General features: G+C 60.8%; 14 protein-coding genes. 7 read left to right on the top strand and 7 right to left on the bottom strand.

Features of this window, described 5'->3' with window-relative positions:
* The first annotated feature begins 16 nt into the window (after positions 1 to 16).
* From mnmE to ATE40_RS20865, 5 genes are all read left to right on the top strand, one after another.
* A complete protein-coding gene (gene mnmE, locus ATE40_RS20885; RefSeq protein WP_063918279.1) occupies positions 17 to 1,381 on the top strand; it encodes a tRNA uridine-5-carboxymethylaminomethyl(34) synthesis GTPase MnmE in 1,365 nt (454 codons plus the stop codon).
* Between the two features lie 146 nt (positions 1,382 to 1,527).
* The gene (locus ATE40_RS20880) at positions 1,528 to 2,328 is read left to right on the top strand and encodes an MBL fold metallo-hydrolase (RefSeq protein ID WP_063918280.1); all 801 of its coding nucleotides are present in this window, start codon (positions 1,528 to 1,530) and stop codon (positions 2,326 to 2,328) included.
* A gap of 133 nt (positions 2,329 to 2,461) precedes the next feature.
* Positions 2,462 to 3,187, top strand: coding sequence for a 4'-phosphopantetheinyl transferase family protein (locus ATE40_RS20875; protein WP_019455490.1), 726 nt, complete (start codon positions 2,462 to 2,464; stop codon positions 3,185 to 3,187).
* Positions 3,188 to 3,349: 162 nt separating this feature from the next.
* The gene (locus tag ATE40_RS20870) at positions 3,350 to 3,916 is read left to right on the top strand and encodes an NADPH-dependent FMN reductase (protein ID WP_019455489.1); all 567 of its coding nucleotides are present in this window, start codon (positions 3,350 to 3,352) and stop codon (positions 3,914 to 3,916) included.
* Between the two features lie 77 nt (positions 3,917 to 3,993).
* A complete protein-coding gene (locus ATE40_RS20865; protein WP_063918281.1) occupies positions 3,994 to 5,046 on the top strand; it encodes an alpha/beta hydrolase in 1,053 nt (350 codons plus the stop codon).
* A gap of 35 nt (positions 5,047 to 5,081) precedes the next feature.
* Here the strand turns inward: ATE40_RS20865 and ATE40_RS20860 are convergent, their stop codons facing one another.
* Entirely contained in the window at positions 5,082 to 6,419 is a 1,338-nt protein-coding gene (locus tag ATE40_RS20860; RefSeq protein WP_004933851.1) for an NCS2 family permease, read from the bottom strand.
* Positions 6,420 to 6,652: 233 nt separating this feature from the next.
* On the opposite strand from ATE40_RS20860, the gene ATE40_RS20855 reads away from it, so the two are divergent.
* Positions 6,653 to 7,057: an NUDIX hydrolase gene (locus ATE40_RS20855; protein WP_019455486.1), complete on the top strand. Its 405-nt coding sequence runs from the start codon at positions 6,653 to 6,655 to the stop codon at positions 7,055 to 7,057.
* Positions 7,058 to 7,103: 46 nt separating this feature from the next.
* A complete protein-coding gene (gene yieH / locus ATE40_RS20850; RefSeq protein WP_019455485.1) occupies positions 7,104 to 7,772 on the top strand; it encodes a 6-phosphogluconate phosphatase in 669 nt (222 codons plus the stop codon).
* Here yieH and ATE40_RS20845 read toward each other — a convergent pair.
* From ATE40_RS20845 to pstA, 6 genes are all read right to left on the bottom strand, one after another.
* Positions 7,769 to 8,509, bottom strand: a complete 741-nt coding sequence (locus ATE40_RS20845) for an amino acid ABC transporter permease (protein ID WP_019455484.1) — start codon at positions 8,507 to 8,509, stop codon at positions 7,769 to 7,771. The two genes, yieH and ATE40_RS20845, sit on opposite strands and share 4 nt — an antisense overlap.
* A gap of 1 nt (position 8,510) precedes the next feature.
* The gene (locus ATE40_RS20840; protein WP_019455483.1) at positions 8,511 to 9,224 is read right to left on the bottom strand and encodes an amino acid ABC transporter permease; all 714 of its coding nucleotides are present in this window, start codon (positions 9,222 to 9,224) and stop codon (positions 8,511 to 8,513) included.
* Between the two features lie 81 nt (positions 9,225 to 9,305).
* Complete coding sequence (locus ATE40_RS20835) at positions 9,306 to 10,145, bottom strand: ABC transporter substrate-binding protein (protein WP_019455482.1); 840 nt, start codon at positions 10,143 to 10,145, stop codon at positions 9,306 to 9,308.
* Positions 10,146 to 10,313: 168 nt separating this feature from the next.
* Entirely contained in the window at positions 10,314 to 11,048 is a 735-nt protein-coding gene (phoU, locus tag ATE40_RS20830) for a phosphate signaling complex protein PhoU (protein WP_004933833.1), read from the bottom strand.
* Between the two features lie 11 nt (positions 11,049 to 11,059).
* Complete coding sequence (pstB, locus tag ATE40_RS20825) at positions 11,060 to 11,830, bottom strand: phosphate ABC transporter ATP-binding protein PstB (protein WP_016929614.1); 771 nt, start codon at positions 11,828 to 11,830, stop codon at positions 11,060 to 11,062.
* Between the two features lie 54 nt (positions 11,831 to 11,884).
* Positions 11,885 to 12,775: a phosphate ABC transporter permease PstA gene (gene pstA, locus ATE40_RS20820; RefSeq protein WP_019455481.1), complete on the bottom strand. Its 891-nt coding sequence runs from the start codon at positions 12,773 to 12,775 to the stop codon at positions 11,885 to 11,887.

Below are 12,775 nucleotides of genomic sequence, written 5' to 3'. Positions count from 1 at the left end.
GTCAGAGAGAACCGTTATGAGCACCACCGATACCATCGTAGCCCAAGCCACCCCGCCGGGACGCGGCGGCGTCGGCATTCTGCGCATTTCCGGAAGCAAGGCCAAAGACGTCGCCCAGGCGTTGCTCGGCAAGCTGCCGAAGCCGCGCTACGCTGACTATCTGCCGTTTCGCGACGCCGCCGGTGCCACTCTCGATCAGGGCATCGCGCTGTGGTTCCCGGGGCCGAACTCCTTTACCGGCGAAGACGTGCTGGAACTGCAGGGCCACGGCGGGCCGGTGATCCTCGATCTGCTGCTCAAGCGCGTGCTGGCTCTGCCCGACGTGCGCATCGCGCGGCCCGGCGAGTTCTCCGAACGCGCGTTTCTCAACGACAAACTCGATTTGGCGCAGGCCGAAGCGATCGCCGACCTGATCGACGCCAGCTCCGAGCAGGCGGCGCGTTCGGCGATGAACTCGCTGCAGGGCGCGTTCTCCACCCGCATCCACCAGCTCGTGGAAGCGCTCACTCACCTGCGAATCTACGTGGAGGCGGCGATCGACTTCCCGGACGAGGAAATCGACTTCCTGTCCGACGGTAAAATCGAGGCGCAGCTCAATGACGTGATGGCGGATCTGGACAACGTGCGCGGTGAAGCGCGCCAGGGCAGCCTGCTGCGCGAAGGGATGAAGGTGGTGATCGCCGGGCGTCCTAACGCCGGTAAATCCAGCCTGCTCAATGCGTTGGCCGGGCGCGAAGCGGCGATCGTCACCGATATCGCCGGCACCACCCGCGACGTTCTGCGCGAACACATCCATATCGACGGCATGCCGCTGCACATCATCGACACCGCCGGCCTGCGCGACGCCAGCGACGAAGTGGAGCGCATCGGCATCGAACGTGCATGGAACGAGATCGAACAGGCCGACAGAGTGCTGTTTATGGTTGACGGCACCACCACCGCCGCCACCGAGCCGGCCGAAATCTGGCCGGAGTTTATGGCGCGCCTGCCGAACACGCTGCCGATCACCGTGGTGCGTAACAAGGCCGACATCACCGGCGAAACGCTGGGTATGACGGAAGTGAACAACCACTCGCTTATTCGCCTGTCGGCCCGCACCGGCGAAGGCGTCGATGTGCTGCGCGATCATCTTAAACAGAGCATGGGCTTCACCAGCAACATGGAAGGCGGCTTCCTGGCGCGCCGTCGCCACCTGCAGGCGCTGGAACTGGCGGCGCAGCATCTGGTGCAGGGCAAAGAACAGTTAGTGAGCGCTTACGCGGGCGAGCTGCTGGCCGAGGAACTGCGCCAGGCGCAGCTGGCCTTGAGCGAAATCACCGGCGAATTCACCTCCGACGATCTGCTGGGCCGTATCTTCTCCAGCTTCTGTATCGGCAAATAACGCGCTGCCAGACGCCTTCACGGCCGGGGCACCCTGTTCCGGCCGTTTTTCTTTCCCGCTCTCGCTCTGCGCGCTGGCTCACAGCGCCGCCGCAACTGCCCGCGATATACTGGACGGTCAGGTGTCTTTCTCAGGAACGAGTCAACATGGCGTTAACCCTCAAGGTATTGCTGGAAAACCGCCGCGCCGCCGGCGCCAACCCGCTATTGCAGGCCAAGGCCGGGTTAAGCCTGCTGATTGAGGACGAGACGACCTCCATACTGTTCGACACCGGCCCCGACGACAGCTTCCTGCGCAATGCGGCGCTGATGGGCGTCGATCTCTCCCGCATCACCGCGACGGTGCTCTCCCACGGCCACTATGACCACTGCGGCGGCGTCGCCTGGCTGCCGGACAACAGCCGCATCATCTGCCACCCGCAGGTCGGCGATGAGCGCTATGCGGCGCTGAAGGTGCTGGGCCACACCCACAAAATCAAAAAGCTCTCTTTGGATATCGACTACTCGCGCCATAACATGCACTACAGCCGCACGCCGCTGGCGATCGGCGATCGCTTTATGTGGTCAGGTGAAATCGCCGTGCCCGCACCGCGCGCCTACGGGGTGATTACCGGGGAAAACGCGGCGGTGGATTACGTTATCGACGAAGGAGTGCTGATTTACAAATCGGATCGCGGTCTGGTGATCGTGACCGGCTGCGGGCATCGCGGGATCGTGAATATTGTGCGCCACTGCCAGAAAATCACCGGGATCGATCGGATCCACGCCTTGATTGGCGGTTTTCATCTGCGTTGCGCTTCTCCGCGTACCCTCTGGCGCGTCCGCCGTTTTTTAAAGCAGCATCAGCCGGAAAAGATCATGGGCTGCCACTGTACCGGCGCGTGGGGTCGGCTATGGCTGCCGGAAGGGATCGCGCCGGCCACCGGCGATAGCTGGATCCTGGAATAACGCCTGCGCCGCTCATCACTGAAATTGGCAACAAATCGGATAAAACGCATAGTGTTTTTTGATGATAAATCCTCAACTTAGTCTTAATCTAACACCCCTGCGTTCTTAGCGACCCTCTGTAATGGAGTGAACAATGGCGTGTCATTTTGCCCGATGGACCCCGGCCTCCGCCGTCCTGGATACCCAGAGACTCTCCGACGAAGTGATTGCCGCCACTCGCACCTTTTCCGTTAAACGCCGCACGCGCTACCTGCAAGGGCGCATTTTGCTCGCCGAAATGATGTTCTATCTGTACGGCCTGCCGACGCTGCCCCCCATCGCCACTACCCCGACCGGCCGCCCCTGCTTCGCCGATCATCAACTGCCCGATTTCAGCCTCGCTTACGCCAGCAACACCGTGGGCGTGCTGCTGAGCGACGAAGGCAAAGTCGGCCTGGATATCGAAGTGATGCGCGCGCGCGGCACCCGGCAAAGCGCGTTGCAACACGCGCACCAGACGCCGGCGGAAAACGCCTGGATCGGCGCACAGGACGATCGGCTGGAAGCGGAGACTCAGCTGTGGAGCATCCGGCAAAGCGTGCTGAAAATTTCCGGCCTCGGCAACAGCGGCCAATCGACGCTGCGTCTGCACCCCTTCTCCGGCCACCTGCGTTCCAGCGCCACGCCGGACGTTCAGGTGATGAGCGACGCCGACGAATACCTGAGCTGGGCGTGCGCCGGCAGCCCTAGCCTGGATCGCCTGCTGTGCTGGCGCTACGAAGAGCGCCACGGTTTGCGCAAAGACGGGGAGATCTCGCCGCGCAGTCCGGCGGCGTCCTCGCGTTTCGTCAAATTGACGGGCCTGACGACGCCCGGTTAAGGCGGTGCAAAGCGGACAGCACTTGTCTTTGCCGCACGAGTTTCTGCATTAAATTGTAAAAACAGCTAAATGTTGAGCAATCGCCTATTCTCGACCCGAGCTTTAGCCTACTATTCGCCCATGTTGTTCGCTGAATCTGCTCATTCGAAAGGGAGAATCACCATGTCAGACCAAGCCTTAAAAATCGTCACTCTGCTCGGCAGCCTGCGCAAAGGCTCCTACAACGCCATGGTGGCCCGCGCCTTGCCAGGCCTGGCTCCGCAGGGCGTCACCATTGAAGCGCTGCCTTCCATCCGCGATATCCCTCTGTACGATGCCGACCTGCAGCAGGGTGAAGGTTTCCCTGCCGCGGTCGAGGCGATCGCCGAGCAGATCCGCCAGGCCGACGGCGTGATCATCGTTACCCCCGAATACAACTATTCCGTGCCCGGCGGGTTGAAAAACGCCATCGACTGGCTGTCGCGCTTGCCGAATCAGCCGCTGGCCGGTAAGCCGGTCGCCATTCAAACCAGTTCGATGGGGCCGATCGGCGGCGCGCGCTGCCAATATCACCTGCGCCAGATCCTGGTGTTCCTCGATGCGATGGTAATGAACAAGCCTGAGTTTATGGGCGGTGTGATCCAGAGCAAGGTGGATGAACAGGCTGGTGAACTGAGCGATCAGGGAACGCTGGATTTCCTGACTGGCCAGCTGTCCGCATTCAGCGATTTTATTCGCCGCGTGGAGTGAAGGTCTCGCGGCGCCTGCCGGGCGCCGCAACAGGACATGAAGTCCGTCAATTCATTAGAAATTAAAGCCATAGCATCATGTATTTTTTCATTTTAGCGTTATTTTTTGTTGCCATCACCAGTCCCGCTTTCGCCGCAGACATGCGTTATCCCGCCGGTGAAGAGCCGCTGGAGCTGCCTGCGCACAGCGCGCTCAACGCCCAACTGTCGCGATCCGCGCAAAACCAGGAAGATAAAAAGCTCGGCGCCATGTCGCTGTACCTGACGCTGATGCGCGAAGACGGCCGCAACGTCTGGGCGCCCTACCAACTGGCGGTGTCGTCGGCGGAGAAAGGGCAAACCGAGCTGGCGGAGCGTTACCTGCAGCTGAGCGCCGACCGCGGCCTGTGGTACTACTACAACCTGCTGGAGGACGACGCCTTCAACAGCATCCAACACTCCGCCACTTACCAATCCATTTTGGCCGCCACCAAAGCGCGCTATCTGCAGCACGCACGCCAGTATGAAGGCAAAGCCAGCTACGCGGTGCCGGACGGCGAAGCGCCGCCCGCAGGCTGGCCAACGGTGATCTTCCTGCATACCTACGGCAAAGCCGCCGCCATCAGCCCCGAGGAGCGGCTGCTGTTCGGCGAAATGGGCGTGGCCTACATCGAGATCAACGGCACGCAGATGCTGTCGGAAAACAGCTTCCGCTGGTCAAATTACAGCGACGAGAGCACCCAAACCGCCCTGCAGCGCACGGTGCAACAGCTGGCCCCGCAGCTAAAGCTGAATCCCCAACGGATTTACCTCAGCGCCCGCGGCCAGGGCGCGCTGCACGCCGCTAACCTGCTCGCGAAATACCCGCAGTTTTACGCCGGTGCGCTGCTGATCGCCCCCCATGGCGAAATCAAACCCGCCCAGCAGTCGCTGGCGGCGCAAAAGAAAATCGTGATGGCGTATTACGATCGGCAAAACTTCAGCGAACAGGCGCTGGCGCTACATTTCGCCAATCTGTTCGGGGAGGAGAATCAGGTGCAGACGCTGCACTTCGCCCAGGGAGAGGATGCCGCCGGCAGCTGGCAGGCGCGCTTCAGGCGGCCATTGCAGTGGGTGTTGGATCAGGCGCCGGATGCGACGCCGGGCGTCTAGGGATTCAGGGCCGACCGCCGTCGGCCCTTTAGCGATCAATGGCCGTCGACGAAGACGATCTTCAGCACGAACAGCAGCGCCACGACCACCACGCACGGACTGATTTCACGCCAGCGGCCGGTACCCAGCTTCATCACGCAGTAGGAGATAAAGCCGAGCGCGATGCCCTCGGTGATCGAGAAGCTGAACGGCATCATCACCGCAGTAACAAACGCCGGAACCGCTTCGGTCAGATCGTCCCACTTCACCCGCGCCAGGCTGGAGGTCATCAGCACGCCGACGTAGATCAGCGCGCCGGCGGCGGCGTAAGCCGGCACCATGCCCGCCAGCGGCGACAGGAAGATCACCAGCAGGAACAGCAGGCCGGTGACCACCGCCGTCAAACCGGTGCGGCCGCCGACGGCGACGCCGGACGAGCTTTCGATGTAAGCGGTCACGGAAGAAGTGCCCGCCAGCGAACCGGCCACTGAGCTGATGCTGTCTACGTACAGGGCCTGCTTCATACGCGGGAACTTGCCCTGGTTATCGGTCAGGCCGGCTTTATCGGTGACGCCGATCAGCGTACCGGAGGAGTCGAACAGGTTCACCAGCATAAACGAGAAGATGACCCCGGCCAGCCCGATGTTCAGCGCGCCGGCCACGTCGACCTGGCCCACCACCGAGGTAATGCTCGGCGGCAGCGAGAACAGGCCGCCGTATTTCACGTCGCCCAGCATCCAACCGATCAGGGTAGTGACCACGATCGACACCAGCACTGCCGCGTGGAAGTTACGCGAAGAAAGCACGGCGATGATGAAGAAGCCGAGCGCCCCCAGCAGCACGTTGTGCGAGGTCAGGCTACCGATGGTCACCAGGGTGTCCGGGTTGGCCACTACGATGCCGGCGTTTTTCAGCCCCATCATGCCGATGAACAGGCCGATGCCGCTGGTGATGCCGACCCGCAGGCTGACCGGAATATTGGCGATCATCCAATAGCGAATGCGGAAAATGGTCAGCAGCAGCAGGCCGACAGCTCCCCAGAAGATGGCGCCCATGCCCACCTGCCAGGAGATGCCCATCGCCCCGACCACCACGAAGGCGAAGAAGGCGTTCAAGCCCATCGCCGGCGCCAGCGCCACCGGCAGGTTCGCCAGCAGCCCCATGAAGATGCTGCCGAAGGCGGCGATCAAACAGGTGGTGACAAATACCGCCTGGGTATCCATGCCCGCCGCGCCCAAAATTTGCGGGTTAACGAACACGATATACACCATGGTGAGGAAGGTGGTGATACCGGCAATCGTTTCCGTACGCGCCGTCGTGCCATGTTGCTTGAGTTTAAACACGCGCCCAAGCAAGCCTTGCTCAGCGTCAAGGCCAGATACTGGTTTGGTCATTATCAGAATTCCGAAAATGGGAATGGACAGTCGCCGGCTATCCTATAACAAAAAGTGGGGCTTTTGACGCCGAACACCGGTTTTTTTCGCCGTCTTTACGGCTAAACGTGTCAACGGCTTGTATTTACAGACATTCATCCCCTGACCGCCCATTGCGTTGCCGTTTGTCGGCACGGCCGATAAAATGGCCTATCGCCCCCTCTTTCCTCATCCGTTAAGAAACAGGAACCCGCATGTCTTCGACCTTTATCGATAAGCTCGCGTTGATCGCGCTGAAAGATGACAAAGTGGCGCTGGTGCGCTCACACAATAAGACGCTGTTTTATATGCCTGGCGGAAAGCGCGAAGCGGGTGAAACCGACGAACAGGCGCTGTGCCGCGAAATCGACGAAGAGCTGACCGTCGCGCTGCAGCCGAACTCCATCGCGTTTTACGGCGAGTTCTCCGGCCCGGCAGACGGCAAGCAGGACGGCACCCAGGTGCGCATTCGCTGCTACCAGGCCGGCTTTACCGGGCAGCTGCAGCCGGCCGCCGAAATCGCCGAACTGAGATGGTGCGACAGCCGCGATCTGCCGCATTGCTCACATGTCGCCGCGCTGATTTTGCACGATCTCAAGGCGCGTAACCTGATCAAGTGATCGCTGAGCACCGCCAGCGGCGCTAACCCGAAGGAACCTGTCCCGCATGAATCAGATTGACTGCATTTTGTTCGACTGCGACGGCACGCTGGTGGACAGCGAAGTGCTGTGCAGCAAAGCCTATGTGCACATGTTCGCCCACTACGGCATTCATCTGTCGCTGGAAGAGGTGTTCAAGAAATACAAAGGGGTGAAACTGTACGAGATCATCGATCGGGTCAACGCCGAGCAGGGCACCGATCTGGCAAAAGAGACGCTGGAACCGCTGTATCGGCAGGAAGTGGCGCGGCTGTTCGACAGCGAGCTGCAGCAGATCGCCGGCGCCCGCGAGTTGCTGGCGCAGGTGACGGTGCCAATCTGCACCGTCTCCAATGGGCCGGTCAGCAAGATGCAGCACTCGCTCGGCCTGACCGGCATGCTGCCCTATTTTGATGACCGGTTGTTCAGCGGCTATGACATTCAGCGCTGGAAGCCGGATCCGGCGATCGTGTTTCACGCCGCCGAACAGATGCAGGTGCCGGTGACGCGCTGTCTCCTGGTAGACGACTCGCCCGCCGGCGCGCAGGCCGGGATCGCCGCCGGCATTCCGGTATTTTACTTCTGCGCCGATCCGCATAACCCGCCGATCGACCACCCGCTGGTGACGACGTTCGACGATTTGGCTCAGCTGCCCGCGCTGTGGCGTGAACGCGGCTGGCGGCTGACGGCCGATTAACTGGCCGGCAACGGCGGTTTGTTGCGCCACCAGCGCCAGGACCGCTTCAGCGCGCGAGTTTGTGCGCCGAAGCGGCGGTTGACCGCGTTGGCCAGCAGGTCGAGCGCCAGGCAGAACACAAAATAGACCAGCGCCACGAACAGGAACACTTCCATCGGGTAGACCATGCTGCGGTTGTTGACCTGAGTCGCCAGGAAGGTCAGTTCGCCAACGCCGACGATATAAGCCAGCGAGGTGTCTTTGATCAGGGAGATCCACTGGTTGATGAACGACGGCACCATCATGCGCAGCGCCTGCGGCAGCACGATCATGCGCAGCGTCTGCCAGCGGGTCAGCCCCAGAGAGAGCCCGGCCTGCCACTGGCCGGGGCCGATGGCGGCGATGCCGGCTTTCACCGCGTGGGCCAAATAGGCTGAGGCGATCAGCGCCAGCGCGCACACCACGGTGGTGATTTCCGGGATCTCGACGCCAAACACCATCGGCAGCAGGAAATAGGTCCAGAAGATCAGCATGATGACCGGAATAGCGCGGAAAAAGCCCAGCAGCGCCGCCAGCAGCCCGGCGGCCACGCCGCGCGACATCGCCAGCGCCACGCCGAGTAAGGTACCGAGCACCGCCGAGGCTACGCCGGCCATCAGACTGATCGCCAACGTCAGCGCTGCGCCACCCAGCGGCCCGTCCGGCCAGGTGCCCCACAGCAGATAGCCCAGGTTATCGTGAATCACGCTGAAATCCATCTCAATGTCCTCCCAGCGGTTTACGCTGTTGGCGCCACATGCCCCAGCCTTCCAGCAGCGCGATAATGGCGATATACAGCACCGTCGCCACGCCAAACGCCTGGAAGGTGCGCAACGTTTCGGTTTCGACCTGACGCGAAGCGTAAGAGAGTTCGGCAACGCCGATCGCCATGGTCAGCGACGAGTTTTTGATTACGTTCATGTATTGGCCCAGCAGCGGCGGCAGCGCGATTTTCAGCGCCTGCGGCAGCACCACGTAGCGCATCGCCTGCCAACCGGTCAGCCCCAGCGCCTGAGCGGCATATTTCTGCCCGCCGGCGACGCCGCGAATGCCGGAACGGATCTCTTCGGCGATAAAGGCGGTGGAATAGAGCGTCAGGCCGAAGAAACCGGCGAGAAACTCGAACGACGGCCACTCAAGCGGGCCGACCTGATGGGTGCTGTTCAGCCACTGCATGGCGGCGGAAGGCAGGATCTGCCCGGCGGCGAAGTACCAGAAGAACAGCTGCACCAGCAGCGGCGTATTGCGAAACAGCGAGCTGTAGCCCATCGCCAGCCAGCGCAACGGCCGCAGGCTGCTGTCGCGCATCGCCGCCAGCACAAAGCCCAGCAACGTGGCCGCCAGGCCCGCGCAGGCGGAAAGCCACAGCGTCAGCAGAAAACCGTGCCACAGCCAGCTCAGGTATTGCGGCGCCAGCAGCCAGTCCAGGTTCATGTTCAATCCTTGTCTTGCAGAATGCATCAGGGGCGCAGCAAGCTGCGCCCCTCCGTACCGATCTCACCGCGCGCGGTTACATCAGGCTTTCGGTTGCTGATCCAAAGGCGCGATTTTGAAATCGCCGCGCGGCTGGGCGGATTGGGTTTCCGGCCCGAACCAGCGATCGTAAATCTTAACTGCTTCACCGTCTTTTTCCAGCTTGATCAACGTCTCGTTCACCGCGGCGGTCAGGCGATCTTCGCCTTTGGGAATGCCGACACCCTGATACTCTTTGGTCAGGCTGAACGGCGAAATCTCAAACTCGGCCTTCTGTGCCGCCGGCAGATTGCCGAGCAGGCCAACCAGCTTGGCGTCGTCCTGAGTGATCGCCTGTACGTTGCCATTGCGCAGCGCCACGAACGCCAGCGGGGTGTCATCGTAGGAGATCACTTTCGCCGTCGGGAAACGCTCGCGCAGGGTGATTTCCTGCACCGTGCCCTTGTCCGCGCCGATGCGCAGCTTCTTGATGTCTTCCGGCGTTTTCAGCACGCCTTTGCGAGCGATGAATTTCTGGCCGGTGGCGAAATACGGCACGCTGAAGTTCACTTCCTTGGCGCGCTCGTCGGTAATGGTGAAGTTGGCGGCGATCAGGTCAACCTTCTTCGACACCAGCAGCGGAATGCGGTTAGCCGGGTTGGTGGCGCGCAGCTCCACTTTCACGCCCAGCGCTTTGCCGATCGCGTCGGCGACATCCACATCGTAACCCACCAGCTTCTTGCTCTGCGGATCGATGTAGCCGAACGGCGGGTTGCTGTCGAACACCGCGATGCGCACCACGCCGGCTTGCTTGATATCGTCAAGTTTGTCCGCGTGCGCGGCGCCGGCGGCGAGGCCGGTCAGACTGGCTAACAACGTTAAGGCCAAAGCGCGATGTTTCATAGAGAGCTCCTAAGTGGTTGATGTCCTGCTGGCGGATAAGCTAGCAAGCGCCACATAGGTCAGGAAATAATATAAAAAGCTATATTTATAACCTTTTTATCTTTACGCGCTGAAGATGGAATAAAGGCGCGGGAAACCGCGCCTTCGAAGGATATTACCCGGAAAGGGTTAGTCGTCCTTTTCGTCTTTACCGCCTGGAGACAGCAGCTTTTCCAAGGCGTCGCCGCCCAGATGACGGAAATCCTGCCCTTTGACGAAATAGAAGATAAATTCGCAGATGTTCTGGCAGCGGTCGCCGATGCGCTCGATAGAACGGGCGCAGAACAACGCGGTCAGCACGCTCGGAATGGTGCGCGAGTCTTCCATCATGTAGGTCATCAGCTGACGCACGATGCCTTCGTATTCCTGGTCGACCTTTTTATCTTCGCGGTAAATACGGATCGCCTCGTCCAGATCCATGCGCGCAAAGGCGTCCAGCACGTCGTGCAGCATCTGCACGGTGTGGCGCCCCAGCGACTCCAGGCTCACCAGCAGCGGCTGGTGCTGGTGCGAGAACTTCTCCAGCGCAGTGCGGCAGATTTTGTCCGCCACGTCGCCGATGCGTTCCAGCTCGGAAATGGTTTTGATGATCGCCATGACCAGGCGCAGATCGCTGGCGGTCGGCTGGCGTTTGGCGATGATGCGCACGCAGGCTTCGTCGATCGCCACTTCCATCATGTTGACCTTGGCGTCGCCTTCGATCACGCGCTTGGCCAGCTCGCCATCCTGATTGTGCATCGCGGTGATGGCGTCGGTCAGCTGCTGCTCCACCAGCCCGCCCATGGTCAGCACCTGGGTGCGGATATGCTCAAGCTCTGCGTTGAACTGGCCGGAAATATGTTTGTTTAAATTCAGGTTATCCATGATGCTTCCTATCAACCATAACGGCCAGTGATGTAGTCTTCAGTCTGCTTTTTCTGCGGCGCAGTGAACAGGTTATCAGTATCACTGAACTCGATCAGCTCGCCCAGGTACATAAATGCGGTAGAGTCGGAGCAACGCGCCGCCTGCTGCATGTTGTGCGTCACGATCACCACGGTGTAGTCGGCCTTCAGCTCGCTGATCAGCTCTTCAATCTTGCCGGTGGAGATCGGATCCAGCGCCGAGCAAGGCTCATCCAGCAACAACACTTCCGGACGAATGGCGATGCCGCGGGCGATGCACAGACGCTGCTGCTGGCCGCCGGAGAGGCTGTAGCCGCTCTGGTGCAGCTTGTCTTTGGTTTCGTTCCACAGCGCCGCTTTGGTCAGCGCCCACTGTACGCGCTCGTCCATATCGGCGCGCGACAGCTTTTCAAACAGGCGAACGCCGAAGGCGATGTTGTCGTAAATCGACATCGGGAACGGCGTCGGCTTCTGGAACACCATGCCGACCTTGGCGCGCAGCAGCGCGATATCCGAGTTGTCGGTCAGGATGTTCTGGCCATCCAGCAGGATGCCGCCTTCCGCACGCTGTTCCGGGTACAGCTGGTACATCTTGTTGAAGGTACGCAGCAGGGTGGATTTGCCACAGCCGGACGGGCCGATAAACGCGGTGACCTTGTTCTTGGCAATATCCAGCGTGATGTTCTTCAGCGCATGGAATTTGCCATAGTAGAAGTTCAGATCGCGTACCTGAATTTTGCTGCTGGAAGCGTCAGTAACCATACTCATCAAGACTTCTCTCTTTTCATCAGCGCCGCCAAAGCGGCGCTCAAAATTTTATGAATGCTTTTTCTTGGCGAAAATCACGCGCGCCAGGATATTCAGTAACAGTACGCACAGGGTGATCAACAGTACCCCGGCCCAGGCCAGCTGTTGCCATTCGGCGAACGGGCTCATGGCGAATTTGAAGATGGTCACCGGCAGGTTGGCGATCGGCTGCATCAGGTCGGTGCTCCAGAACTGGTTCGACAGCGAGGTGAACAGCAGCGGCGCCGTTTCCCCCGCGATGCGCGCAATCGCCAGCAGCACGCCGGTGATGATGCCAGACACCGACGCCTTCAGCGTGATGGCGGAAATCATGCGCCATTTCGGCGTGCCCAGAGCGTAGGCGGCCTCGCGCAGCGTATCCGGTACCAGCTTCAGCATGTTCTCGGTGGTGCGAATGACGATCGGCACCTGCAGCAGCGCCAGCGCCACGATGCCGGCCCAGCCGGAGAAGTGTTCCATCTTCGCCACCACGATGGTGTAAACGAACAGGCCCACCACGATCGACGGTGCGGACAGCAGAATGTCGTTGATAAAGCGGATCACTTCCGCCAGCCAGGATTTGCGGCCGTATTCCGCCAGATAGATGCCGGCCATGATGCCGAGCGGCGTACCGAAGATGGTCGCCCACAGGATCAGCAGGCCGCTGCCGGCGATGGCGTTGGCCAGGCCACCGCCCGCGGTGTTCGGTGGCGGGGTCATCTCGGTGAACAGCGCCAGCGACATGCCGTCGAAGCCTTTGGTGACGGTGGCAATCAGGATCCAGATCAGCCAGAACAACCCGAACGCCATGGTCGCCATCGACAAGAACAGCGCGAGGCGGTTTTTCTGCCGGCGCCAGGCCTGCATTTTGCGGCGGCTTTCCGCCAGCACGACTGCGTTTTGCATATCCATCGTCGCCAT

It is taken from the genome of Serratia surfactantfaciens, assembly GCF_001642805.2.
GTDB classification, from domain to species: Bacteria; Pseudomonadota; Gammaproteobacteria; order Enterobacterales; family Enterobacteriaceae; genus Serratia; species Serratia surfactantfaciens.
Note: the sequence above shows the minus strand (reverse complement) of the source record. Positions and strands in the feature narration are given on the sequence as shown.